The organism is Pseudomonas sp. SC11, from assembly GCF_047039205.1.
In the GTDB taxonomy this organism is placed as follows: Bacteria; Pseudomonadota; Gammaproteobacteria; order Pseudomonadales; family Pseudomonadaceae; genus Aquipseudomonas; species Aquipseudomonas boreofloridensis.
The window spans coordinates 3,776,163-3,799,694 of record NZ_CP178183.1 but is presented as its reverse complement, the minus strand read 5'-3'; the positions used below and the strand labels follow the sequence as shown (position 1 = coordinate 3,799,694).

The window sequence follows — 23,532 nt, the reverse complement described above, 5'->3', positions numbered from 1 at the left end:
TTGGCAGGTGAAGGCCCGGGGGATGTTCACGCAGGCTCCGGCTCGCAACCCTTGAGCACCAGGCGGATGATGGTGTCGGCGGCCGCGTCGTAGTCGCTGTCGCTGAGTTTCGCCTTGCCGGTGACCACGGCGATCTGCCAGTCGAAGTCCGCGTAGGTCTGGGTCGCGGCCCAGATGCTGAACATCAGGTGGTGCGGATCGACCGGAGCGATCTGCCCGCGTTCGATCCAGCGCTGGATGCATTCGATGTTGTGCCGGGCCTGCTCGTTGAGCTGCTCCACCTGCGACGGCGACAGGTGCGGTGCGCCGTGCATGATCTCGCTGGCGAACACCTTGGACGCATGGGGCAGGTCGCGGGAGATGCGGACCTTCGAGCGGATGTAGTTGCTGAGCACTTCCTGCGGATCGCCCTCGGCATTGAACGGCGTGGAGGCCTGCATGATCGGTGCGATGATGCTTTCCAGCACCTCGCGGTAGAGGTTTTCCTTGGACTTGAAGTAGTAGTAGACATTCGGCTTGGGCAGCCCGGCCTTGGCCGCGATGTCGCTGGTCTTGGTCGCCGCGAAGCCCTTGTCGGCGAATTCCTCGCTGGCCGCGCGCAGGATCAGTTCCTTGTTGCGCTCGCGAATCGTGCTCATGGTCTGTGGATCTTCCTGTGACTGGCCGCCTCTAAGAGCGAGCAGGCATGGTAGCACCGTGCCGCAGAACCGCTCAAGGTAACGGCCTGGGTGGTCTCCGTCGCGTATCATGCGCTCGGCAGGCCGGTCGGATGGCCTCGCCGAGGTGCTGACACGGCACGAATCTATCAAGGGTAAAAGCAATGGCAGGCAGCAGTTTTTTCGCGTTGTTGGATGATATCGCGGCCCTTCTGGACGATATTTCGCTGATGAGCAAGGTGGCGGCGAAGAAGTCCGCCAGCGTGCTCAGCGACGACCTGGCGGTCAATGCCGAGCAGGTCACCGGCATGAAGGCGGACCGGGAATTGCCGGTGGTGTGGGCGGTGTTCAAGGGCTCGCTGAGGAACAAGGCCATTCTGGTGCCGTGCGCGCTGATACTCAGCACCGTGCTGCCAGCGGCGGTCAAATGGCTGCTCATGGCTGGCGGCCTGTACCTGTGCTACGAGGGCTTTGAGGCGATCAAGGACAAGCTGTCACGCGACAAGCCCGGCGATGAGGCGCAGGCCAGCAAATCGGTGCCGCGCAGCGCCGAGGCGCTTGCCGAGTACGAACAGCGCAAGATCAAGGGGGCGATCAAGACCGACTTCATCCTCAGCGCCGAAATCATCGTCATCACCTTGAACGTGGTGGCCGAGGCGCCGTTGTACCAGCAGATTCTCACGCTGGTGATCATCGCCCTGTTGATGACGGTCGGTGTCTACGGCCTGGTCGCCGGCATCGTGCGGCTGGATGACGCTGGCTTCGCCCTGGCCAAGTCCAAGGCCCAGGGGCTGTGGGGGCGGTGCGTGAAAAGCGTGGGGCGGGGCCTGGTGGCCGCGGCGCCGATGCTGATGAAGGCGCTGTCCTGGATCGGCACGGTGGCCATGTTCCTGGTGGGCGGTACGTTCATCGCCGAAGGCATCCACCCGTTGGAGCAGGCCCTGGAGTCGCTCGTGGCGGCCAGCGGCGCCTGGGGGCCGGTGGTCAAATATGCCCTGTTCGGCGTGGTCGGCGCGGTGGCCGGCTTCATCACGGCGCTGGTTGTCGGCGGCTTTTCCAAGCTTCGCCAGCGCCAGGCGGCGTAAACCGTCCGGCGCAGGACGCGGGCTGACCAGCAGCCCGCGCCACCTTCAGAAGTGCACCTTGACCAGCAGGCTCATGGTGTTCTGGTCGGTGGTGAAGGCATCGCTGTCCTTGATGCCGTACTTGTTGCTCCAGTAGTCGTACTCGATACCCACGTACAACTGTTTTTCACCCATGTGCAGCGCCTTGCCCAGGTCGTACTTCACCTGCGGGTTGAAGTGCAGGTTGGCGTGGTAGCTGCCGCGCCCATTGCGGTCGTTGTCCACCACCCAGTCCATGAAGCCGTCGATCAGCACGTCGGAGGCGCCCACCGGCAGGGTGTAGCCCCACACCGGGGTGATCTGCCAGACATGATCGCCCGGGCGGCTGCCGTCGGTGGTGCGGTGGTAGAAGTTGAGCTGGAAGTAGTCGAAGCCCGGCACGGCCAGGTCGAAGCCGGGGCCGATCAGGTACGACTCGGTATCGCCTTCGCCGAACTCGTAGGTCATGGCCAAGAGCACGTCGGTCACGGGGCCGAAGGCCAGCTTCTGATCGAAGATCTTGCCGAACGACAGGCGCGGGGAGATCTCACCGTAGTAGGTGTTGGCGCCGTTGTTCCCGTCTTTCTTGCCCTGGTAGAAGATCTTGTCGACGAACAGGAAGTTGTCGCCGTACTTCCAGGAGTCGGCGTGCTCGAAGGTCAGGGTCTGCTGGGTTTCAGGGTTGACCTTGAAGTTCTTGCCCCATAGGTAGGTCAGGCTGTTGTTCTGCCAGTTCAGCAGGTCACCGGCGTGGCTGGTGGCGCAGGCCAGCAGGCCGCCGGCGAGGATCAGGCTGTTAAGAATCCGCATGGTTGAGGTCGCTCCCTTGAGTGGATGTGTGTCAGCGCTCGTGTCGGCGCTTTTTCTGTCTTTTTGGTCAGGTTTGAAGCGTGGGCCACAGCTCCCTGGCAAGTGCTGCGCCAACTTTTGCGGGTCGGTCGCAGCCATCCTGCTCGACGGCGTTCTGAACGGATGAAAAAGGGTGCTACTGGCTGGCACGACATCGACCAACCGCCCGAATTCATTGACTGAGCGGTCAGTAAACGCGGGCAGGATCCGACCTGCCCTGAGCGAGGGGGGCGCGCAGATTACTGGCTTGCGCGCCGGGCCTCAAGTGCTCCTTCCTGGAGCGTGCTGTCGCAAAACTGGGCGTTCGGTCAGGTTGTCAGGCGTGACGCGCCATCGCCTGTGCCGAGCGCCCCGGATCGACGGGGTCGGCGCTGTCTCAGTGCCGGTGACACACCCTGGTGTGGGCGGCCCGCTCGGCGCCGCCAAGAATGTTGAACAGCAGGTTCAACAGCAACGCGCTGAGGGTGGCCATGGCGATGCCACTGTGGGTGATCGGCTCCATCCAGGTCGGCATCTGCGCGAAGAATTCCGGACGCACCACCGGTATCAGGCCGAAGCCTATGCTCACCGCCACCAGCAGTTGATTGCGACGGTCGCTGATGTCCGCTTCCTGCAGAATCTTGATGCCCGTGGCCGTGACCATGCCGAACATGGCGATCGACGCACCGCCCAGTACCGCCGGTGGGATCGACGCAATCAGGAACGCCGCCTTGGGCAGCAGGCTGAGCAGCATCAGCAAGACACCGGCGACCGCCGTGACCGAGCGGCAGCGCACGCCGGTCATCTGCACCAGGCCGATGTTCTGGGCGAAGGAGGAATGGGTGAAGGTGTTGAAGAAACCGGCCACGAACGAAGCGCCGGCATCGCACAACAGGCCGCGGCGCAGCATGCCGGGCGTGACCGGCCGATCGGTGACCTTGCCCAGGGCCAGGAACATGCCGGTGGACTCGACGAAGATGATCACCACCACCAGGCACATCGACAGGATCGGTGCCAGGCTGAAGGTCGGCAGGCCGAAGTGCAGCGGCGTGACCACCTGCAACCATGGCGCCTGGGCCAGGCCCGACAGATCGACCATGCCGATGCAGCCGGCCAGCACGTAGCCCAGGCCCATGCCGACCAGCACCGAGACGTTGACCCAGAAGCCGCGCATGAAGCGGTTGATCAGCAGGATCACCGCGAGCACCAGGCCGGCGACCATGAGGTAGATGGGCGCGCCGAAGCTGTCCGCCTGCTGACCACCACCGGCCCAGTTGACCGCCACCGGGAACAGCGACAGGCCAATGGCGGTGATCACCGTGCCGGTGACCAGCGGCGGGAAGAACCGCACCACCCTGGACATGAACGGCGCGATGAGCAGCCCGAACAGGCCGGCGGCGATGGTCGCGCCGAAGATGCCCTGCAGGCCCACGCCGGGCATGCCGGCCATGGCCACCATGCTGCCGACGGCGGCGAAGCTGGCACCCATCATCACCGGCATGCGGATGCCGACCGGGCCGATGCCCAGCGACTGGATGACGGTCGCGACCCCGGCCACGAGCAGGTCGGTGTTGATCAGGAAGGCGATTTCCTCGCGTGACAGACCCGCGGCCTGGCCGATGATCAGCGGCACGGCGATGGCGCCGCCGTACATCAGCAGCACATGTTGCAGGGCCACCAGGATGAGCTGGGCCAGGGGCAGGGGTTGTCGTGGCGGCGCGACGGGAATGGACGCCTGCGGTGACGTGGACATGCAGCACCTCGAGTGTTGTTCTTATTCTCGGATCCAAGCGGGCGGCGCCCGGCGCCAGGCGCTTCGCATGAAGGCCTGGATGTGCCGGGGGAGCCGAACGCTCGATGCTTGCTTTTGTGTCTGTGGTGCAGCGCAGGCCGGTCGGCTATCGCGACGGGCCTGCGCAAGCCGCTAGTTGACCGGCGCACCCTTGGCGATCCAGTCGCCGACCAGCTTGCGCTCCTCCACGGTCATCTGGGTGATGTTGCCCAGCGGCATGATCTGGCTGGCCACGGCCTGTGCCTGGATGCGCGCGGCCTGGGTCTGGATCTGCTGTGGCGTGTCGAACATCACCCCGGCCGGAGCCGTGCTGAACAGCGGGCTGGTGGGTTTGGACGAATGGCACACGGTGCAGCGTTCCTGGATCACGTGATGGATCGCCTCGAAGTTGCCGGGCTCAGCCTGGGCAGCGGCCTGGGCCGGGGCGGCGGGGGCTTCGGCCGCCTTGGCTGCGGCCTCGGCGCGGTGCTCGGCGGCGGTCTTGCCGCCCACGGCACTGGCCGGCAGCGGCTGGTACTGGATCGGCGCGGCGGCCTGCTCGGGGCTGGTCGGCAGGGGCTTGGGCGCGGTCACGTAGGCCAGGCAGATCATCGCCAGGGCGCCGGCTGGCAGGGTCCAGGCGTACTGGTTGCTGGCATGGCGGGTGTTGAAGTAATGCCGTACCAGCACCGCTGCCACCGCGATCCCGGCCAGGATCAACCAGTTGTACTGGCTGCCGTAGGTGCTTGGAAAATGGTTGCTGATCATGATGAACAGCACCGGCAGGGTGAAGTAGTTGTTGTGCCGCGAACGCAGCAGGCCCTTGGCCGGAAGCAAGGGATCAGGCGTCTGGTTGGCAGCGATCGCCGCGACCAACTGGCGCTGGGCCGGCATGATGATGCGGAACACGTTGCCGACCATGATGGTGCCGATGATCGCCCCGGTGTGCAGGTAGGCGCCGCGTCCGCTGAACACCAGGCTGAAGCCCCAGCAGGCGGCGATGATCAGCACGAACAGCACGCCGCCGAGCAGGGCGGGGCGCTTGCCCAAGGGCGAATCGCAGAGGAAGTCGTAGACGAACCAGCCCGCCACCAGCGAGCCGATGCCGATGGCCACGCCCTCGGCGCCGCTCAGGCTGCTGCCGGGGGCGAGCAGGTAGAGGGTCGGGTTCCAGTAGAACACCACGCAGAGCAAAGCGATGCCCGACATCCAGGTGAAATACGCCTCCCATTTGAACCAGTGCAGGTCATCGGGCATTTTCGGCGGTGCGAGCTTGTATTTCTCCAGGTGGTAGATGCCGCCGCCGTGGATGGCCCACAAGTCGCCCGACAGGCCGTCGCGCGGGTTGCTGCGGTTGAGGTTGTTCTCCAGCCAGACGAAGTAGAACGATGCACCGATCCAGGCCACGCCGGTGATCATGTGAACCCAGCGAATGCTCAGGTTCAGCCATTCGTGAAGATGTGCTTCCACAGTATGTACCTCTGCCGGTCACCGGCAGGCCGCGGACCTGTGATGACCGACCTTCTCTTATTGGTGGGGATCGAGGATCAACATCTGCTCCTCGGGGAAGTAATGCTCGTCGCAGTTGTTGCCGGAACCACTGCGATCAACCACCAGGAAGTCATCCCGCTTTTCGATCGTCAGCACCGGGTGGTGCCAGACGCCGCGATGGTAATTGACGCCCTGCCTGCCGTTGCTACGGAAGGCGCGGACCAGACCTGATACAGGTGCATCGCCAAGTGGCGCGACCACGATCAGAAAGGGGTTGCCCAGCAGCGGCACGAAGGCCTGGCTGCCCAGCGGATGGCGCTCCAGCATGCGGATGGTCAATGGCATCTCCAGGGCATCGGCGCGGAAGATGCTGATGATCGCCCGGTCTTCCGGCTCGGCGGTTTGTACCGTGGCGAGCTTGTGGAAGCGCATGGTCGAGCCGTTGTTGATCATGAAGTGGTCGCTGCCGTCGGTTTCGATCACGTCACCGAAGGGGGCGAAGGCTTCTTTGGTCAGCGGCTCGATCATCAGGGTACGCATGCGGTTTTCTCTTGTAGTCGTTATCGGTCAAGGGGCGAGGCCGTGTTCGGCCAGGCCTCACAATTGCTGCAGACGGAACAGGGCGATCTGGTTGATCTGCGCCAGCGCCTCGCGGAACTCGGCGTCGGCATCGTTATGGATGCGCTGCTCGAAGGCGGCGAGGATCTGGTGCCGGTCGCTGCCTTTGACCGCCATGATGAACGGAAACTGGAATTTTGCCTTGTAGACGTGATTGAGCTCGGTGAAACGAGCGAATTCCTCGGCCGTGCACAGGTGAATGCCGGCGCCGGCCTGCTCGTTGGTGCTCGACTCGGTCAGCTCGCCACGCACCGCCGCTTTGCCGGCCAGGTCCGGGTGCGCATTGATCAGCGCCAGTTGCTCGGCGTGGCTGGCGGCCAGCAGCACCGCGCTCATGCGCTGGTGCAGGGCCTCGATCTGGTCCAACGCAGTGCGCTCGCCTTGGTCGAAGGCCCGCTCGGCGACCCACGGCGAGTGCTCGTAGATGTCGGCGAAGGCGGCGACGAACGCGTCGCGGCTCAGGGTCGAAGGGGTGACGGTTTTGAAGGCGCTCATCGGGCGTTCTCGGGCGTGTAGGGGTGGGTGGCGTGCCAGTGACGGGCGATGTCCACGCGCCGGGCGAACCAGACTTGCTCGTGGCTTTTCGCGTAGTCGACGAAGCGCTTGAGCGCAGCCAGGCGCGCCGGACGGCCGACCAGGCGGCAGTGCAGGCCAATGGAAAGCATCTTCGGCGCCTCGGCGCCCTCGGCGTAGAGCACGTCGAACGCGTCCTTGAGGTACTGGAAGAATTGCTCGCCGCAGTTGAAGCCCTGCACCTGGGTGAAGCGCATGTCGTTGGTGTCCAGGGTGTAGGGGATCACCAGGTGCGGCTTGTCGGTGGGGGTGTTCTTTTCCCAGTAGGGCAGGTCGTCGTCGTAGGTGTCGCTGTCGTAGAGGAAGCCGCCTTCCTCCATCACCAGACGCCGGGTGTTGGGGCCGGTGCGGCCGGTGTACCAGCCCAGCGGGCGTTCGCCGGTGATCTCGGTGAGGATGCGGATGGCTTCGAGCATGTGCTCGCGCTCCTGGGCCTCGTCCATGTACTGGTAGTCGATCCAGCGATAGCCGTGGCTGCAGATCTCGTGGCCGGCCTCGACCATGGCGCGAATCACGTCCGGGTGGCGCTGGGCGGCCATGGCCACGGCGAAGATGGTCAGCGGCACGCCGCTGTCCTTGAACAGCCGCAGCAGGCGCCAGACGCCGGCCCGGCTGCCGTATTCGTAGAGCGACTCCATGCTCTGGTTGCGTACGCCTTGCAGCGGTTGCGCCGCCACCATCTCGGAGAGGAAGGCTTCGGACTCCTTGTCGCCATGCAGGATGCAGCGCTCGCCACCTTCTTCGTAGTTGAGCACGAAGGACAAGGCGATGCGGGCGTTGCCCGGCCAGTGCGGGTGAGGAGGCGTGTTGCCGTAGCCGATCATGTCGCGAGGGTAGTCAGCGCTCATGCAGTCTTCCTTATGAACGTAGAGGCTAGGTGCTGACCGCGGCGGGTTGTCGCAGGCACCGGAGTGGGACGATTGTATACAACTTGTTCGGCCATTTGTAAGCCCGATTTGCCGCAATTCTTCGTTTTTGTCGTCCTTGGACATCTGCTCAGCCCCTTGCAAGAAACTTGCCTGATTGGTCAGCTAATCTGACCGGCCTTGATGCCGGCCTTGAGTTTTCCGCCTGACGTCGGGAGATCCCGATGCAGCGGCGCAGACGGGGAAAGTGGCTTAAAAAATTGTGTACAATCTGCGATTCAAGTGTCTTAATTGGCCCCGTTCCGGCAAGCGCTTGCCCCGCGCAGGTGCATGCCGTCTATCTTTTGCCCAGGCCAATGACAAGAGGCAATACGCAGATGGGACGTTTGACTACACATGTGCTGGACGCCGCCCACGGCTGTCCGGGGAGCTCGATCCGAGTCGAGCTGTACCGCGTCGAAGGCCAACAACTGACGCTGGTCAACAGCGCGCTGACCAACAGCGATGGTCGGGTCGATGCACCGTTGCTCGAAGGCAATGCGTACCGCACCGGCGTGTATCAGTTGCAGTTCAGTGCCGGCGACTACTACCGGGCGCGTGGCGTGGCGCTGCCGGACACCGCGTTTCTCGATGTCGTGGTGCTGCGCTTCGGCATCGAGGAAGCTCAGGAGCACTACCACGTGCCGCTGTTGATCTCGCCTTACAGCTATTCGACCTATCGAGGCAGCTAGTGGGTCGCTGAAGAATCTTCGTAGGTCCTTGCCCGCTTCCACACTGGCGGGCTTTTTTCATGTTGTAGCCATTGCCCGAAGCCTCGTCAAAACCCCCTGTCCCGTTTCCTTTCGGTGTGCGCACACGAAGGCCTGTCAGCGTTCGCCCCAAAGCAGTGCATGGCGAATTGAAGACCTGTGCCTGCTCTTGTATCCTTCGCTCCCTCTCGCATTGATGCGATCAGTTCTCAAGTGATGGATTACTTGCATGTCCCTTTTTTTCCGTGCGCTGGCTACCGGCCTTGCGTGCCTACCGCTATGGGCCAGTGCGGCGCCCTTCCAGTCACCCGGCGACCGCGACCTGATTCGTGAACGTCAGGAAAACCTTCTGCAAGAGCAGCGCAAGCGCCTTGATGAATTGCAGCAACTGCCCGGCAAGCAGGCCCCTCAGCCCACCGTGACCCCAGCGGAGTCAGGGCGCTGCTTCCAGATCCGCCGCGTCGAGCTGCAAGGCGCGTCCCTGATCAGCGAACGGCAACGCCTGGCTCTGGTCCAGGGCTATGAGGACCACTGCCTGCAGGTGGTTGAGCTCAACGGGCTGCTCAAGCGCATCACCGATCACTATATCGACCGCGGTTACCTGACCACCCGCGCCTATCTGCCGCAGCAGGAGCTGGGTTCGGGCGTCCTGCAGATCATCGTCGTGGAAGGGCGCCTGGAAGGCCTCGACAGCTCAGCGCTTGCCAGCCCACGGGAAATGGCGATGGCCTTTCCCGGCCAGGTGGGCGAAGTGCTCAACCTGCGCGACATGGAGCAGATGGTCGACCAGCTTGGTCGCTTGCCATCGCGTCAGGTCGAAGTCGAGCTGGTGCCCGGCCAGGAGGTGGGTGGTAGCCGTGTGCAGCTCAAGGGCCAGCGTGAAAAGCCCTGGCGGGTCTCGGCCAGCCGGCACAACAATGGCGATGCCAGCAGCGGCGAGCAGCAGATGAACCTGGGCCTGGAGTGGGACAGCCCGCTGGGCCTGGCCGATCAACTGAGCCTCAGGGGCGGGCGCGACGTGGTCAGCGACCACTGGCGTCATTCCGCCAGCCATGGCTTGAACTACAGCCTGCCGTGGGGTTGGTGGACCTTCAACTACAGCTACAACCACAATGACTACCGCACCCGCGACACCTCCAGCGGTTTCCCCTACAAGCTCGACGGCGACAACAGTGTGCACCAGCTCCAGGCCGAACGGGTGATCCACCGCGACAGCCTGAGCAAGACGGCGGTGAACATCGGCGTGAGTCACCTGCGTGCGCGCAATTACCTGGACGACACCCTGATCGATGTCTCCAGCACTCGCATCACCGAGCGCCAGCTTGGCATCAACCATGGCCGGCGCATCGGCAATGCCTTCGTCAACCTCGATGCTGGCTGGCAGCAGGGCATCGGCGCGCTCGACGCCCAGGGTGCAGGCGATCCCCACGGCAACGAGCCGGTGTCGCGCTACAACAAGTACACCCTGACCCTGAGCTACCTCCATCCATTCACGCTGTGGGGCGAGCAGTTCAGCTTCGACAGCCTGGCCACCGAACAACGCAGCGAGGACGCACTCTACAGTGCCCAGCGCATCAGTGTCGGTGGCCTGACCTCGGTGCGTGGTTTCAAGGATCAGACCCTCACCGGTGACAGCGGCGGCTACTGGCGCAACCAGTTGCGCTGGCGCCGACCGGTTACCTGGGCGGCGCTGCAGCCCTGGCTGCGCGAATACGGCATGGCATTCGCCTACGACGCCGGTGTGATCAAGGGCCAGCATGGCAATGGCAATGACCATGGGCGCCTGAGTGGCAACGCCCTGGAATTCAATGTGCGCGGACAGTACTTCGCTGCCAGCGCGACCTTTGCTCGTTCGCTGGAGCGCCCCGATGCGGTGACCCGCCGCGAGCACCCGATCTATTTCCGCGTCGACGCGTTCTTCTGAGCGTCGGCCGTACCCATTACCCGTGACATCGCTGCCCCAACTGGGGCGGGCCGGCAGCAAGCCTGAGCTGCGACTGGAGTTTGTTCGACATGGATATCCGCACCCCACTGAACCAGTGCATCGCCCTGATCGTCGCTGGCGTGATGTTCCTCAACCCCATCGTCAGCACGGCTGCACAGCTGACCGTCGATGCAGCGGCCAATGCCAACACCAGCATCAACCAGGCCGGCAACGGGGTGCCGATCGTCAATATCGCCACCCCCAACGGCAGCGGCCTGTCGAGCAACACCTTCCGTGACTACAACGTCGGCAGCAACGGGTTGATCCTCAACAACGCCACCGGCAAGACCCAGTCGACTCAACTGGGCGGCATCATCGTCGGCAACCCCAATCTCAGGGGACAGGCGGCCCAGGTGATCCTCAACCAAGTCACCGGCGGCAACCGCAGTACCCTGCAGGGCTACACCGAGGTGGCGGGCCAGGCGGCACGGGTCATCGTCGCCAACCCCCACGGCATCACCTGCAACGGCTGCGGCTTCATCAACACGCCACGGGCGACCCTCACCACCGGCAAGCCGATCATGGACGGCGAGCGCCTGGATCGCTTCCAGGTCGAGGGCGGCGACATCGCCATCGAGGGCCAGGCCCTCAATGCCACCAACCTCGACCAGTTCGACCTGATCACCCGCAGTGCCAAGCTCAATACCGAACTGCACGCCAAGCAGTTGAACATCGTCACCGGGCGCAACGACGTCCAGGCCGACACCCTGCAAGCCACCCCGCGTGCCGATGACGGCAGCGAAAAGCCCCTGCTGGCCATCGACAGCTCGGCGCTGGGCGGCATGTATGCCAACACCATCCGCCTGGTCGGCACCGAGCAGGGCGTGGGCGTCAAGCTGGCCGGCAACATGGCCGCCACCACCGGCGATATCCAAGTGGATGCCAATGGCAAGGTGACGCTTGCGCAGACCTCCAGCGCCGGCGACCTGAAGATTGCCGCACAAAGCGCCGAGCTGAGCGGCAAGACCTACACCGCCGGCAGCGCGATCGTGCGTGTGCGCGACGATGTGACCGTCGGCCAGAGCCTCGCCGCCAAGGGCAGCATCAGCGTGCAGGGCGCGCGGATCGACAACCAGGGCATCATCGAAGCCGGCGTGGAGCCAGACAACAGCCGCAACGCCCAGGGCGACGTGAGCCTCACGGGCCAGACCCTGAGCAACCGCGGTAGCGTGGTCGCCAGCCGCAACCTCGAGATCGACAGCAGCGCCACGCTCGACAACCAGGGTGGCAGCCTCAAGGGCCGCAACACCACGCTGACCGCAGGCCTGCTGGACAACCGCAAAGGCCAGGCGCTGGCCGACGACACCCTGAAAGCCAAGGGCGGCGCGATCGACAACCGTGAGCAAGGCCTGCTGCAGGGCAAGGGCCAGGCCGTGGTGGATATCACCGGCAACCTCGATAACCGTGGCGGCCGCGTGGTCGGCCAGGGGGATCTGCAGGTCACCGCCGCCCAGGTGGACAACCGCGGCAACGGTCTGATCGGCAGCGACCAGCAGGCCAAGCTGACCACCCGCGCGCTGCTGGACAACCAGAACGGCGGCAAGCTCAAGGCCGATCGCCTCGACATCACCACCGCCGGGCTGCTCAACAGCGGCGGGCAGTTGCTGGGCGGCGACGTGCTGATCGTCGCCAGCGCCGACATCGACAACCGCCTCGGCCTGATCTCGGCCAAGCGTCTGCTCGATCTCAAAGCCGTGGGCCTGGACAACAGCGGCAAGGGCAACCTGCTCAGCGACGGCACCCTGGCCGTCAAAGTGGCCACCCTGAACAACCGCGACAACGGCATGCTGTCGAGCGTCGGCGACCTCTCACTGCATGGCGAACGCCTCGACAACCGTGGCGGCCTGGTGCTTGCCGACCGCTCGCTGACCCTCACCGGCGGGGACTTCGATAACCGCGAAAAAGGCGTGGCCACCTCCAAGGGCAACGCCCACATCGAAGTTGCCAGCCTCGCCAACAGCGATGCCGGCCACCTGCAGAGCGATGGCCGCCTCGAGCTGATCGCCGACAAGGTCGACAATCAACGCCTGGGCAATATCACCGCCAAAGGTGACCTCGAAGCCCACCTGAGCACCTTGAACCAGCAGGGCGGCAGGCTGACCAGCCTGGGCAGCCTACTGCTCACCGCCAGCACGGTCGACAACCAGAACGGCGGTGGGATTGGCGCGACCAACCTGGTCGACATCCGCGCTGCGCGCGTGCTCAACCAGCAGGGTGAGATCTCCAGCGCAGGCAAGGTCGTGCTCGACGCCAGCGCACTGCTGGACAACCAGGCGGGCAAGGTCATTGGCGACCGTGGCCTGACCCTGACCGTCCAGCGCCTGCTGAACCAGAACAAGGGCCTGCTCAGCGGCTACGACAGCCTGAGCCTGAAAGGCACCGAACTGCTCAACAACGGCGGCCGGTTGAGCAGCCACACGCATATCGAGCTGGGCCTGGACGGCCAGTTGGACAACAGCGACGCCGGGCTCATCGTCAGTGACGGCACCCTCACGCTGAACGCCGCCACGCTGCGCAACCGCCAGGGCGGCAAGGTCTCGGCAATCGCTGCCATGGGCCTGACCAGCCAAGGGCTGCTGGATAACCAGTCCGGCATTCTGGTGACCGATGCCGGGCTGGTGCTTGACGCCGCCCGCCTGGACAACAGCCAGGGCGGCGCCATCAGTGCAGCTGGCCATGCCCAGTTGCGCAGCGGTGCCATCGACAACAGCGCCAGGGGCAACATCGGTGCCGGCAGCCTGCTGCTGGCCGCCACCCAGCTCGACAACAGCGCCCGTGGCCGTATCAGTGCGTTCGGCCAGATCGATGCGACGCTGACCGGCCTCGACCAGCATGACCATGGACAACTGGTCAGCGAGGCCGGCATCGACCTCGACCTGCAGCACGGCCAACTGGTGAACCGCGACGGTGGTCTGCTGCGCTCGCCAGGCAGCCTGCTGTTGCGCCAGATCGGCGCGGTGGACAACCGCAACGGCGCCGAGATCTCCAGCAACCACGGCTTCAGCCTGATCGCCGACCGCCTCGACAACCGTGGCGGACGCGTGATCAGCGCCCAGGATCTGACCCTGCGCATCGCCGGTGTTCTGGACAACAGCCTCAAGGGCGTGTTGTCGGCTAGCCACGATCTCGACGTCGAGGCTGCCAGCCTCGATAACTTCAGTGGCGGCACCCTGGCCAGCGGCAAGGCCCTCAAGGCCGTGATCGACGGCCAACTCGACAACCACGACCAGGGCATCCTTTCTGCCGCCGCAGCGCTGACCGTCACCAGTGCAGGCGTGCTCAACAGCGAGCGCGGCCTGCTGTCGGGCAACACTGGCCTGACCGTCACGACCGGACAGTTGGACAACCACCAGGGCGGCCAGCTCATCAGCCAGGCGGCGATGACCGTCACCAGCGACGGCCTAGACAACCGTGGCGGCGCCTTGAGCAGCAAGCAGGCCATGACCCTGACCACGGGCGACGTGCGCAACGGCGCCGATGCCCTTCAGCGCGGCGGTCGCATCCACAGCGACGCCGAGTTGACGCTGGTTGCCGGGCAGGTCGACTCCAGCGAGGGCGGCGAGATCTCCGCCAAGAGCGATCTGCTGCTGCGGGTGAGTGCGTTGATCCAGCGCCAGGGGCGTCTGATCGGTGAACAGAAACTCGACCTCGACCTCAACGGCGGCGACCTGACCAACCAGGGCGGCCTGATCAGTGCCAATGGCCCGCTGAACATCCAGCACCTGGGCACGCTCGACAACCGCGCTGGCGAAGTCACCAGCCAGCAGTCCTTCAGCGTGCTCGCCAAGCGCATCGACAACCAGCAGGGCCTCATCCTCAGCAATGGCCGGCTGAGCGTAGAGGCAACGCAGGTGGACAACAGCACCCAGGGCCTGATCTCCGGCGTTCAAGGCCTCTTGGTCACCGGCGACACCCTGAGCAACGGCGGAGAAGGCACGTTGTCCAGCAAGGACGGCGACCTTAGCGTGACGCTGACCGGAGCCCTCGACAACCATGATCAGGGCGCCTTGGTCAGCAAGGGCCGTCAGCAGATCGCGGCGGCCAGCCTGGACAACCGCAAGGGCATCGTTTCCTCCGAGCAGGCCATCACCCTCGGTATCGGCGACCGCCTGGAAAACGGCGGCGGCCTGATTTCCGCCACCGGTGACCTGAACCTCGACCAGCACAGTACCGTCATCGCCAACCAAGGCGGGCAGATCAACGGCCGGACGATCAGTGTCGTCGGCAAGCGTCTGGAAAACGCCAAAGGCCAGCTCATCAGCCGCGCGGCGCTCGACCTGACCTTGGCTGATGCACTGCTCAACACTGACGACGCGCGCCTGGTCAGTGGCGCCGACCTGCTGCTCGAGGCCGCGCGTGTCGACAACCAAGGCGGCAAGCTGATCAGCCATGGTCTGCTGCGTGTCGACGGGGGCACGCTGGACAACAGCCACGGCGGCAACCTCGCCAGCCAGCAGAACCTAGTGCTGCGCCTGAGCGGCGATCTGCTCAACGGCAACGATGGCCTGTTGTTCAGTGAACACGGCAAGCTCGATATCCATGCCGTAGCCCTCGACAACCAGGCCGGCACGCTCAAGAGCCAGGGCGATATCGACGTGCGCCTGGACAAGCGCCTGGACAACCGCGGCGGTCGCCTGGAGAGCCAGGCAGGCAACCTCGAACTGCACGCGGCGAGCCTCGACAACAGCGGCAATGGCATGCTCAGCGCGGCCAAAGGCCTGTTCAAGGGGGTGTTCAGCGACCTGTTCGACAACGCTGGCGGTACTACCCAGGCGCAGTCCGTGGATATCGCAGCCGACGCCCAACTGAACAACCAGGGCGGCTACCTTTCGGCGTTGGACGGTGACGGCAAGATCGTCACCGCCGACCTCGACAACCGCGGCGGCGGGCTGTACGCCGCCAGACTGTTGCAGGTGCAGGGCCAGCAACTGTTCAACCAGAGTGGCAAGATCGGCGCCGGGCGCATCGACTTCGGCCTGAGCGGCGCGCTGTACAACAGCCTCGGCCAGTTGGAAAGCGAGAGCGAGCTGCAACTGCGCGCCAGCGAACTCGACAACCGCACCGGCAACCTGCGCGCCCTGGGCAAGACCGGCACCAGCCGATTGACCGTCGCGGGCAACCTGCTCAACGACAACGGCGTGTTGGCCACCGCCAACCAGAACCTCGATCTGCAGATCGGTGGCCTGAGCAACAGCGGCGGGCAACTGCTGCACACCGGCCAGGGTGACTTCGGCCTGGCTTCCGACAAGGTCACCCAGGCTGGCGGCGTGCTGCACACCGATGGCCTGCTGAGCATTGCCGCTGCCAGCTGGACCAATAGCAGCGTGCTGCAAGCCCGGCGCCTGGAGTTGGACATCGGTCGCTTCGTCCAGACCGCCAGCGGCAAGCTGCTGGCAGTCGAGAGCCTCAAGGGGCGAGGCAGCGAGTGGACCAACCATGGCGTGCTGGCCAGCGATGGCGGCCTGCAACTGGATCTGACCGGCAACTACGACGGCAATGGCCGCCTGAGCAGTTTCGGCGCGCTGACGCTGGGTGCCAACGATATCCGTTTGTCCAGTAGCGCCAGCCTGGCCGGTGGCGCCGACACCGTGGTGAGCGCGCGTAACCTGCTGAGCAACGACGGTCGCCTGACCGCCCTGGGCGACTTGGCAGTCACGGCCGCCAGCCTCGAAAACCGCGGCACCCTGGGTGGTGCGGCGGCGGTGAACCTGGCCGCCAACAGCCTGAGCAACCAGCGCGGCCTGGTGTTCAGTGGCAACGACATGACCTTGCGCGTCGGCAGCCTGAGCAACGACTACGGTGATATCTACAGCCTTGGTGGTCTCGACCTTGCCGGCAACGCCAGTGCTCGCGCGGTGTTGCTGGACAATATCTCCGGCAGCGTGGAAAGCGCCGGCAACATGACCCTGGCCGTGGACACCCTGCTCAACCGCAAAGAATTCCTCAGCTCGACCAGAAAGCTGGTCGCCGGCAACGTCAACGTGTATTGGGACGACCGCTGCAAGGGCAAGGGTTGCGAGCTGTACTTCTCGGCAACGGAACGCTGGGAAGACGTCATCGACCGCGATACACCTACCGCCTTCATCACTAGCGGCAGCAAGCTGACTTTCGCCGGTGACGCATTCCGCAACCACTACAGCAGCGTTTCGGCGGCGGGTGATATCGCCATCAACACGGCAGTGTTCGAGAACAAGGGCGCCGGGGGTGGTGAGCAGCGCAACCTCACTGCGAGCATGTATACCCGCGATCGCGGCCAGTACAATGCCTTCATCCAGGCCAAGAACCAGTTCAACCAGAACCCCGGCTCGCTGACCCTCGATCAGGTCATGGCCGCTGCGGGGTATCCGCAGTACAGCATCTACGACGTCATCGACAACACGACCCCGATCGCTGGCGCCGTGGTTGCCCCGGCAGTCGTGCAGTCAGCTGGCGCCGTGACCATCACCGCTAGCCAGCGCATCGACAACAGCGTGGTGCGGGTCAATCAGGTCGGTGCCGGTGCCATCGCGGCCCGAGGCGATGCCACGGCTGATCCGCGCCAGGTCCAGACCCAGGTGCGCGCGCTCAACCCGCAGTTGCCGCCTGACCTTGCCCAGCGCCAGGTCAATCCGGTCACGCTGCCCAGCTTCAGCCTGCCGCAAGGCAGCAACGGCCTGTTCCGCATCAGCACCCAGACCGGCCAGGCCGCGATCAGCGGCGATGCCCTGGGCGCCACCGCCGACCATACCCAAGCAGGCAGTGGCACCTTCATCTCGCCGCTGGCCAGCACCACCAATGCCGACAACCGTGCGGCGCAGACGCTGTCCGCCCAAGGCTCGGCTGCGGCCCAAGGCGCCGTCAGCGGCGCCGGTGTAGCACTGGATGGCCTGGCAGCGGGTGTTCGACTGGTCCAGGGCGTACCTGAGCGCAGCGTGCCGAGTACCTCGCACAAGTACCTGGTGGAGACCAACCCGGCCCTGACCGACCTCAAGCAGTTCCTGAGCTCCGACTACCTGCTCGGCCAGCTCAACGTCAATCCAGACCAGGCCATCAAGCGCCTGGGCGACGGCCTCTACGAACAACGCCTGATCCGCGAAGCCGTGGTAGCTCGCACCGGCCAGCGCTACATCGACGGCATGACCAGCGACGAGACGCTGTTCCGCTACCTGATGGACAACGCCATCGCCAGCAAAGACAAGCTGTCGCTGAGCGTAGGCGTGTCGCTCAGCGCCGAGCAGGTCGCCGCCCTGACCCACGACATCGTCTGGATGGAGCAGGTCGAGGTCAACGGCGAGAAGGTGCTGGCGCCAGTGCTGTACCTGGCCCACGCCAACGGTCGCGTCGCCCCCAACGGCGCGCTGATCCAGGGCCGTGATGTCAACCTGATCAGCGGCGGCGACCTGGTCAACGTCGGCACCCTGCGTGCCACCAACAACCTCGCCGCCAGCGCCACCAACATCAGCAACAGCGGGCTGATCGAAGCAGGCGGGCGCCTGGACATGCTCGCCACCGACTCGATCCGCAACGCCCAGGGCGGGATCATCGCCGGTCGTGAAGTGAGCCTGACCGCGCTGACCGGCGATGTGATCAACGAACGCAGCGTCACCCGCCTGGAAGGCCGGGCCGGTGGCGAGCATGCGACCAAGGACCTGGTCGACACTGCAGCACGCATCGAGGCGGCGAACGACCTGATCGTCACTGCCGGTCGGGATATTGGCAACGTAGGAGGGGTGCTCAAGGCGGGTGGCGATATCAGGCTGGATGCCGGTCGCGACCTGTCCATCGTCAGCCAGGAAGGCGTCGACAGCCACGAGTATCAACGCCGCCGTGTCAGCGGCCACGACACCAGCATCACCCAGTACGGCAGCGAGATCAGCGCAGGCGGCAACCTCACCGCCACGGCCGGCCAGGACCTGAGCATCGTCGCCAGCGAAGTCGAGGCACGCCGCGACCTGGCCCTGCAAGCCGGCCGCGACGTGACCCTGGCTGCTGCGGCGAACGAGGAGCACGGTTACGCCAAGGGCAAGAAGGGCAAGACCAAGTACGAGCGGCAGGAGGATGACGTCGAGCAGCAGTCTGCCGTGGTGAAGGCCGGCGGCGACCTGGCCATCGACGCCGGACGTGACCTGCGCCTGGTGGCGAGCAAAGTCAGCGCCGGCGAGGAAGCCTACCTGGTGGCGGGCGACAAGCTGGAGCTGCTGGCGGCCAACGACAGCCAGTACTCGCTGTACGACATGAGCAAGAAAGGCGGCTGGGGCAGCAAGCAGACCCAGCGCGACGAAGTCACCGACGTCAAGGCGGTGGGCAGCGAAGTCAGCAGCGGTGGCGACCTGACGCTCAAGAGCGGTGGCGATCAGTTGTACCAGGGGGCGAAGCTCGCCTCGGGGGTGGACCTGACCATCGATAGTGGCGGCGCGGTGACGTTCGAGGCGGTCAAGGACTTGCATCAGGAGAGTCACGAGAAGAGCAAGGGTGATCTGGCCTGGACCAGTATGAAGGGCAAGGGCAACACCGACGAGACCGTGCGTCAGAGCCAGTTGACGGCCAACGGTGACGTGCTGATCAAGGCGGTGGATGGCTTGAAGGTCGACGTCAAGCATATCGATCAGGCCAGCATCAGCCAGAGCATCGATGCCATGGTGGCGGCTGATCCGCAGTTGGCGTGGTTGAAGGAGGCTCAGAAGCGAGGCGATGTCGATTGGCGGCAAGTGAAGGAAATTCATGACTCATTCAAGTACAGCCAGTCTGGATTAGGTGCCGCACCATCGTTGGTGATCGCTATCGTAGCTGCAGCCTATCTGGGACCACTGACAGGAGCATTGGCCAGCAATCTTGCTGTGGGCACTATCAACAACGGCGGCGATATCGGCCAAGGCGTCAAATTTGCACTGAACAAGGACAACCTTAAAAGCTATGCGATAGCCGCTGCAGCGGCTTATGTCATTACACCTCAGCTTGACAAGGCTTTTGGTGTCTCCACTGACAATATCAACAAGATCACCAAAGGGTTCGATTTAGGAAGTATTTCGGGTATTACGCAGTTCGGCCTGTATTCCACCACACAAGGGGTGCTACTGGCAGGTGCGGAAACAGTAGTCAGAGGCGGCAGCTTTGGCGAGAACCTGAAAGGCAACCTCGTCGCGCAAGCTGGTAATTTTGGCATGGCCGTCGGTTTCAACCTCATTGGAGACTGGGCGCTCGGGAAATACCCGGACGGCAGTCCTCAGAAGGTAATGGCGCATGCATTGTTAGGCGGCTTGGTAGCGAAAGCGACCGGAAGTGATTTCGCAAGCGGTGCCGTCGCAGCGGGTGCTAATGAAGCGTTGAGCAAGGCGCTTTCGAGCATGGTGGGTGGCGATGAAAATCTAGAGTTGATGGCAGCTCAGATCACTGGGCTGTTCGCCGTAGCGGCAATAGACGGTGACTTCGCTAAAGGGGCTGAGATTGCCAAATACGCGACAGCCTATAATCAACAGGTTCACCGCCAGGCTAAGGAGCGGTTGGAGCGGGGCTTGAAGGAGCTTCGCGCCCAAGGGAAGTATCTTGATCTTGATGTAGAGGTAGTGCTGAGCGATTTGCGCAGGATCGCAGATGGCGAGGCGACAAAGGTTGCTGATCTTGATCCCAAGGTCGCAAAATTCCTCGGTGCCGAGTTCTCACCTGCTAGCATGAGGGAGACGTTGTTCGAACCCGAGGACTGGGAACGCTACGTAGGTTTTGCGATTGATCTACTGTTCCCTTCCCCGTCAGGTAAGGCCGCGGCGGTTCAGCGGGTAGCTCCGAAGATCTCGAAGGAAGCGCTGGCAGCGCTTGAGGCGAAGTTTGGGCCGGACTTGGTTAAGGAGGCTGCCAGCGCTGGTCTAAAAGGGGCTGTAATCCCAAAAGGTTTTTCAAGTGCAGATGATTTTGTGCGCTTTGGCACAGATACGCGAGATGGTTTGGCACGTGCTGGCTATAAAAATGTAGAGCCAATTCTTCAAGGAAGTGCCGTAACAGATAAAAGTTTTAAAACTGGGGAGGCATTTGACGTTGGCAGGTTGAGTGACTTTGATGTTGCGCTGGCAAGTCCAGAGCTTTTGCAACGCGCTCAATCCTTAGGAATAGGTTTGAGGAGTGGCGGAACTCGTACGGGGCCCTTGAGTGCAAGAGACTTGCAAGCCCTTGGTCTGAAAGATTTGTCGAGTAAGATGAGTGCCCAAGCAGGACGCGAAGTTAATTTTATGATCTATGACTCTGTGGCAACAGCCGCAAGTCGTGCTCCGAGTGCGGTGTTACCGAAATGACTATTGTGTATGATCTGTACGGTGCGGAAAAATCATGTCTTCTGTCGGCGAGAAGTGATGTGGAAAGAGCGCTGGGAGAGATTTTTGAGGAAAGGGATAGCTCTTATCAGGGTGGTATCTACTATATGTGGGGTAGGAGTGATTCAGAGAATTTTGTTTTAAAATTGAATGTTGATCCTTTGGACGGCTATCCAGTAGAGCAGAACTACGCGAGCTATAAAATCTTACTCTATGTAAACGCTACAAGTCGTTCAGCTGATATAGAGAAATTGATTAGCCAAGGTGGTGGCTTTAAGTTGCTGAGGCATGAGGTTTTTTAACGAACACTAAGGCTAATCGGTGCAAAAGCAACTACTAACGCTCCAAATACACCCAGGTTCATTACGGACTCTGCCGGTAATACTATTGATTTAGATTATACCAAGGGGCTCAGGGAAACGAATGTGACGGTCACGGGAACGCGTGGTGGTGTTCAGTATCCGTTGCAAGGGCAAACTCCCGATTCTTATGCGAATCTTGGAAATGGGCATGTTGTTGTCTACGGTCCTGAGGGGCGTGCGCTATATGATGTGTCTAGCTCTCGGATTAAGGTGGTCGAATGGAACCAAGCTCCGAATGGAACATATTTCCCCAAGAAGGGAAGTGATACAAAAGCTTTTGAGGGAAATGTTCCTCAGTCGGTTCTTGATAGCTTAGGGTTGAAATGATGAAAGTTTATCAGGGTAATATTTCTCAAGAGTCATTGAATCTGTTTGTTTCAGATATTGGCTCCGGTGAGTTTTTTTCATATGTAGGGCACTTGGTTTCATTAGAGCAGGCAATTTCTGTTCTAGGTTTGCTCTCTCCTGATTTTATTGAGGTCAGTGGTCACATTTTCTGGCTGCCTAACGCTCAGCAGTACGATCCGCAAAAATTTCATTTGAACGGGCTGGTTGAGACCGAGTCTGGCATGTTGGAACAAAGTACATCGCGTAGAGACGTAGAACGATACAGAAATATTTTTTCAATAAATCAGTTCTTTTCAAAGTGGGAGGATGCACCGGGTCGACCTGTATTTAAAGTGGGCCTTTCGGAAGACGATTATCGTCTTTGTCATTTATTTGCTGAACAGATCGCTAGATATTGGAAGCGCGCGTTATCCGATGCCTTTCCAGAGAAGGTATTTCAGTTTGAAATTGCTGACGATCTTCTCGATGAATATGGCGTCTGTCTGACATTCTGGCAGTCGTAGTTTGAAGAGTGCACAGGATGTGTCCGCGCCATTAAAGCTACTGCCAGAGACTAAACAATAATTATGCGTTTAGAAATGGGGAAAAGCAACTGGCAATCTTGCGGAGTTTGCAATAAATGTGAAGAAATTTGATTGCTTATTTGGGGGTGACAAGCGGCACGCATAACACGGCACGCTCAACTCAACTTTCTCAGGTGATGAAATGCCTTGGTGTTGAGACCAATGAAAACGGTGCAAGGTTATTGACTGAGCATTTCAGTGCTGTTGTTAAAACGGAAGAGAATGTATCGAAAAATTACGTTGCTAAAGATTCTCCGATCAAGTCAGCACAGGCCATCTGACCTGTGCTGAAATAGCCCTCCGTCCAACTGCCCTCTACAAGCCCTCCTTCCCATGAGTCAGATGAGCTTTTCCGATTTCGAGTACGCTGGTAAGCGCAAGCAAACCCGTCGCGAGCGTTTCCTGGCCGAGATGGAAGAGGTGGTTCCATGGAGCGGGTTGGTGGCGTTGATCGAGCCTCACTACCCAAAGGCCGGTGCTGGTCGCAAGCCGTATCCCCTGGAAACCATGCTGCGCATTCACCTGCTGCAGAACTGGTTCTCGTTAAGCGACCCAGCCATGGAAGAGGCGCTGTACGAGATCACTTCGATGCGCCAGTTTGCTCGGCTGACGCTCAGCGCTCCGATCCCCGAAGACACGACGATCATGAATTTCCGACACCTTCTGGAGAAGCATCAGTTGGCGGCGGGCATTCTGGAAACTATCAACAATTACCTGCGAGACAAGGGCCTGTCGTTGCGCCAGGGCACCATCGTCGACGCTACCATCATCCACGCGCCCAGTTCGACCAAGAACAAGGAAGGCAAACGCGATCCTGAAATGCATCAGACGAAGAAGGGGAATCAGTATTGTGTGTCACGAACACAGGTCGTATGACTTGTGATGCTGTACCGAAGATGGAAGTAGGCCTTCCGAAGTCGGCTTGCAGGAGCAGGCTTCAAACCACCCGGTGCTGCTGCATCCAAAAGGTGTGGTGGTGAGCGACCGAGGAAAAGTCATCCCATGATGATGGCAGGTGAGTATGGAGAAGATGAGCGAAAGCAAACCGTCCGATGACGCATCGTTATTCCCTAAAGTGCTGTCAAAACTGAGGTTGAGTACTGGCCTCAGGACGAGTTGGGGCGTTACCTGCTTACGGCCCCAGTGGCAGCCGGTGTAAAGGCGGCATGATCTTCATACAGGCTTGGGTACGGAACGTGAGAACCTTGTTCCAGATGCAAAGGAAAATGACAAATGGCTAAAACCATGAGGAAGAATACCAATGCTGGAATGAGGGGCGGAGCCTCCTGTAGTAGTGATGAAGCCCTTGTAATGAAGGTGGAGCGAAGGGGAGGCGTTAT

General features: G+C 62.1%; 14 protein-coding genes and 1 pseudogene. 8 read left to right on the top strand and 7 right to left on the bottom strand.

Features of this window, described 5'->3' with window-relative positions:
* Positions 1-26: 26 nt before the first annotated feature.
* Complete coding sequence (locus ACK2SD_RS16910) at positions 27-638, bottom strand: TetR/AcrR family transcriptional regulator (protein ID WP_029613870.1); 612 nt, start codon at positions 636-638, stop codon at positions 27-29.
* Between the two features lie 182 nt (positions 639-820).
* On the opposite strand from ACK2SD_RS16910, the gene ACK2SD_RS16905 reads away from it, so the two are divergent.
* On the top strand, positions 821-1,741 hold the full coding sequence (locus ACK2SD_RS16905; RefSeq protein WP_412460384.1) for a DUF808 domain-containing protein: 921 nt from the start codon (positions 821-823) through the stop codon (positions 1,739-1,741).
* 45 nt (positions 1,742-1,786) lie between these two features.
* Here ACK2SD_RS16905 and ACK2SD_RS16900 read toward each other — a convergent pair whose 3' ends face one another.
* The 6 genes from ACK2SD_RS16900 to puuE form a co-directional block, all read right to left on the bottom strand.
* Positions 1,787-2,569, bottom strand: coding sequence for an outer membrane protein OmpK (locus ACK2SD_RS16900; RefSeq protein ID WP_039576476.1), 783 nt, complete (start codon positions 2,567-2,569; stop codon positions 1,787-1,789).
* Positions 2,570-2,984: 415 nt separating this feature from the next.
* Positions 2,985-4,340, bottom strand: a complete 1,356-nt coding sequence (locus ACK2SD_RS16895) for a nucleobase:cation symporter-2 family protein (RefSeq protein ID WP_412460383.1) — start codon at positions 4,338-4,340, stop codon at positions 2,985-2,987.
* A 171-nt stretch (positions 4,341-4,511) separates the two neighbouring features.
* Complete coding sequence (locus ACK2SD_RS16890; RefSeq protein WP_412460382.1) at positions 4,512-5,828, bottom strand: urate hydroxylase PuuD; 1,317 nt, start codon at positions 5,826-5,828, stop codon at positions 4,512-4,514.
* A 57-nt stretch (positions 5,829-5,885) separates the two neighbouring features.
* The gene (locus ACK2SD_RS16885) at positions 5,886-6,389 is read right to left on the bottom strand and encodes an ureidoglycolate lyase (RefSeq protein WP_029613865.1); all 504 of its coding nucleotides are present in this window, start codon (positions 6,387-6,389) and stop codon (positions 5,886-5,888) included.
* A 57-nt stretch (positions 6,390-6,446) separates the two neighbouring features.
* Positions 6,447-6,962: a 2-oxo-4-hydroxy-4-carboxy-5-ureidoimidazoline decarboxylase gene (gene uraD / locus ACK2SD_RS16880; protein WP_412460381.1), complete on the bottom strand. Its 516-nt coding sequence runs from the start codon at positions 6,960-6,962 to the stop codon at positions 6,447-6,449.
* Entirely contained in the window at positions 6,959-7,888 is a 930-nt protein-coding gene (gene puuE, locus ACK2SD_RS16875; RefSeq protein ID WP_039576487.1) for an allantoinase PuuE, read from the bottom strand. The genes uraD and puuE overlap by 4 nt, the downstream gene beginning before the upstream one ends.
* 395 nt (positions 7,889-8,283) lie before the next feature.
* On the opposite strand from puuE, the gene uraH reads away from it, so the two are divergent.
* The 7 genes and pseudogenes from uraH to ACK2SD_RS16840 form a co-directional block, all read left to right on the top strand.
* The gene (uraH, locus tag ACK2SD_RS16870; RefSeq protein WP_412460380.1) at positions 8,284-8,637 is read left to right on the top strand and encodes a hydroxyisourate hydrolase; all 354 of its coding nucleotides are present in this window, start codon (positions 8,284-8,286) and stop codon (positions 8,635-8,637) included.
* A gap of 247 nt (positions 8,638-8,884) precedes the next feature.
* Complete coding sequence (locus ACK2SD_RS16865; RefSeq protein ID WP_412460379.1) at positions 8,885-10,579, top strand: ShlB/FhaC/HecB family hemolysin secretion/activation protein; 1,695 nt, start codon at positions 8,885-8,887, stop codon at positions 10,577-10,579.
* A gap of 89 nt (positions 10,580-10,668) precedes the next feature.
* On the top strand, positions 10,669-20,901 hold the full coding sequence (locus tag ACK2SD_RS16860; protein ID WP_412460378.1) for a DUF637 domain-containing protein: 10,233 nt from the start codon (positions 10,669-10,671) through the stop codon (positions 20,899-20,901).
* Entirely contained in the window at positions 20,898-21,221 is a 324-nt protein-coding gene (locus tag ACK2SD_RS16855) for a hypothetical protein (RefSeq protein WP_295483746.1), read from the top strand. Before ACK2SD_RS16860 ends, ACK2SD_RS16855 begins: the two co-directional genes overlap by 4 nt.
* Positions 21,222-21,607: 386 nt before the next feature.
* Positions 21,608-22,132, top strand: a complete 525-nt coding sequence (locus tag ACK2SD_RS16850; protein WP_412460377.1) for a hypothetical protein — start codon at positions 21,608-21,610, stop codon at positions 22,130-22,132.
* A gap of 128 nt (positions 22,133-22,260) precedes the next feature.
* Complete coding sequence (locus ACK2SD_RS16845) at positions 22,261-22,473, top strand: hypothetical protein (RefSeq protein ID WP_412460376.1); 213 nt, start codon at positions 22,261-22,263, stop codon at positions 22,471-22,473.
* Between the two features lie 52 nt (positions 22,474-22,525).
* A pseudogene (locus ACK2SD_RS16840) lies at positions 22,526-23,041 on the top strand (IS5-like element IS2000 family transposase); the annotation flags it as partial.
* Between the last annotated feature and the right edge of the window lie 491 nt (positions 23,042-23,532).